The following is a 3,162-nucleotide window of genomic DNA, read 5'->3' as shown; positions in this document are numbered from 1 at the left end:
TCAAGTCTTCTCCTGGGCACCATCTTTAAAAAAGGGGCCGACTCGCAAGAGTCGGCCCCTTTTTGTTTTTCGATTCTCGCACTTGTCTAGACCTGTGACCTGTGGCGGTATTGCTACCGGGCACGGCTTGGCGAGACACACCGTGAACCCACCCCTCGCGGCCCCTCTAAAACATCCCTGTTTCAGAAGGTCTCGCAAAGCCGCACCCGGCATCAATCCGTTAAACCCCCTAGCATCTGGCGCCGAGTGTTTAACCGGTATTACGCATGCCAGCTGCAATACCCGCAATCGTCACCATCAGAGCGCTTTCCAGCACCGGATCTTCCTCGCGGGTGCGCAGGCGCGCCATCAGCTCTGCCTGCAGCAGGTGCAGCGGATCCGTGTAGGGATCCCGCACACGGATCGACCAGCGCATTACCGGGTTGTTATCCAGCAGACTCTCGCGGCCGGTGAGCTCACTCAGGGCGGCGACGGTGCGCGCCAGGCGACTGCGCAACTCGACACCGAGGCGCTGCAGTTCCGGATCATCGGTGAGGCGCTCCTCGTACCACAGGGCCACGCGGGTGTCTGACTTGGCCAACACCATTTCTAACATATCCACCACCGTGTGGAAGAAGGGCCACTCCTCGCTCATGGTACGCAGGGTCTCCGGCGCATTTTCGAGGCCGGTTTCCAGTGCTGCCCCGGTGCCCAGCCAGGCCGGCAGCATCAGGCGCATTTGCGTCCAGGCAAACACCCAGGGAATCGCGCGCAGGGTCTCCACACCACCACCAGGCTTGCGCCGCGCCGGGCGACTGCCCAGCGCGAGACGACTCAGCTCGGTTTCCGGGGTAACCGTGCGCAGATAGGACACCAGTGCCGGATCGTCCTGCACAACTTCGCGATAAGCGCGCACGGAGGCCTGGGTCAGACGATCCATTTCCGCCCGCCATTCGGGACGCGGTTCTGCAGGCGGCAACAGGGTCGCCTCCAGCGTGGCCGCCACATACTGCTCCAGATTGTAAGCGGCTACCGACGGGCGCCCGTACTTGAAGCGGATCATTTCGCCCTGCTCGGTGACGCGAATACGACCCGCGACCGATCCCGGGGGCTGCGACAGCAGCGCCATACGGGTAGGAGAGCCACCGCGGGAAATGGAACCACCGCGACCGTGGAACAGGGTCAACGGAATGCCGCGCTCGCGGAAGATACCGGTGAGCGCCTCCTGGGCGCGGAACTGGGCCCAGGCGGCACCGAGGAAACCCGCATCCTTGGCGGAGTCGGAGTAACCGATCATCACTTCCTGTCCAGCCTTTACCCGCTCGCGATAGAAAGGGATTTCCAGCAGTGCACTCATGGTGTCGCAGGCGTTGTCGAGATCGTCGAGGGTCTCGAACAGCGGCACTACACGCATGGGTTCGCGCACACCGGCAATCTTCTGCAACAGCATGACCGCAAGCACATCGGAGGAAGTCCGCGCCATGGAAATCACATAGGCACCCAGGCCTTCCGCGCCCTGCTCGGCAATCACCTTGCAGGTATCGAGAACCTCGCGCACTTCGTCGGTACAGAACTCACTCTCGAAAAAGGCACCGTTCACCAGCGGGCGGCGATTTTCCAGCTCGCCCAGCAGGAACTTCTGCTTCACCTTTTCCCCCCAGCTGGCATAGCTACCGAGATCCAGGAAACGGGTGATGGCATCCACCACCTCCGCATGGCGGGTGGATTCCTGCCGAATATCCAGGCGCAGCAGGGTGATACCAAAACAGTTCAACCGACGCAGGGTATCTTTCAGCTGGCCGTCGGCGATGGCCGCGAGACCCACTGCACGCAGGGAGCGGTCAATCAGGCTCAACTCCACATGCAGCTCACTGCCGCTCGCATAGATCTCACCCTGGGGCTCGGCGCCGCCATTGACCCGCGCCTCCATCAATGCGCGGGTGTTGCGCAGGCGATCGCGCACTTCCCGCAGCAGCAGACGGTAGGGTTCCTGGCTGGGGCCGGTGCGCGCCAGCAGCTCGTCACTGGCGCGGTGCATGGAGAGATCGGCGAGCAGGTTTTCCACATCCCGCAGATACAGGTCCGCCGCCATCCAGCGGGCCAGGGTCAGCACCTGGCGGGTGACTTTTGCGGTGACGTTGGGGTTGCCATCGCGGTCGCCGCCCATCCAGGACGCGAAACGGATCGGCACCCAGTCGGAGGGCAGCGGCTCGAGACCGGCCAGTGCCAGCTCGCCCTCGATCTGGCGCATACCCTCGGGCACAGCCTGCCACAGGGACTGTTCGATGGTGGCAAAGCCCCACTTGGCCTCGTCGACCGGGGTCGGGCGCTCGCGACGGATCTCGTCGGTGCACCAAGCGGACAGTATCTGCTCACGCAGCAGGCGGCGCTGGCGCTCCGCCTCTTCCGGGGTGCAGTCCGGACGATCCAGGCCGGTAAGCAGATCCGCCATCTGGTCGTATTTGCGGATCAGGGTGCGCCGGGTCACCTCTGTCGGGTGTGCGGTCATCACCAGCTCCACGGACAGGTCCGACAGCACCTCACGCACCCGCTCCGGACTCACATTGGCCTTCTTCAGCTCCTCCAGTACCTGGCGCAGGCCGCGGTCGGTATCCGGATCCCCGGGAAAACGTTCGTGCTGGCGATGCAGACGCTCGCGGTGGCGCTGCTCGGCAATATTTGCCAGGTTAAGGAACTGGCTGAAGGCCCGCGCCACCTCCAGCAGGGTGTCGTCATCGAGGGGATCCAGCAGCTCCCGTAGTTTTCCTACAGGCATCTCGCCCTGGCCGCGACTCTCCACCGCCACCTGGCGAATGGTCTCCACGGTGTCGAACAGGGCGTCACCGGCCTGCGTGCGCAACACACTACCCAGCTCCTCCCCCAAAAGGCGAACATCTTCCCTCAGCGGGGCATTTTGATCTTGATCCACGGAATTCCTCCCCCTTAACCGGAACAAAAAGTGGCACCATTTTTACATATTTCGCTCTCGAGATTGATCCCCGGCACAACATTTTTGTAAAAAAACTACAAACGATGACCAATAGCAGTCGGAGGAGCAGGTTTCACGCGACACGGGACGCACTCAACAGTCACACCTGACAATTGACTCCCGCGATAAAACCGCTATAGTGCGCAGCCTCGACGGAACGCACCGTCGAAAGCCCAGGTGGCGGAATTGGTAGA

Annotated in this window: 1 protein-coding gene; it reads right to left on the bottom strand. The window is 62.5% G+C overall.

The genetic code is table 11. The features are described from left to right. Positions 1-250 precede the first annotated feature (250 nt). On the bottom strand, positions 251-2,908 hold the full coding sequence (gene ppc / locus B4U49_RS00900) for a phosphoenolpyruvate carboxylase (protein ID WP_078082719.1): 2,658 nt from the start codon (positions 2,906-2,908) through the stop codon (positions 251-253). Positions 2,909-3,162: the final 254 nt, after the last annotated feature.

It is taken from the genome of Microbulbifer mangrovi, assembly GCF_002009015.1.
Lineage (GTDB): Bacteria > Pseudomonadota > Gammaproteobacteria > Pseudomonadales > Cellvibrionaceae > Microbulbifer > Microbulbifer mangrovi.
This window is presented reverse-complemented; position numbering and strand designations above follow the sequence as displayed.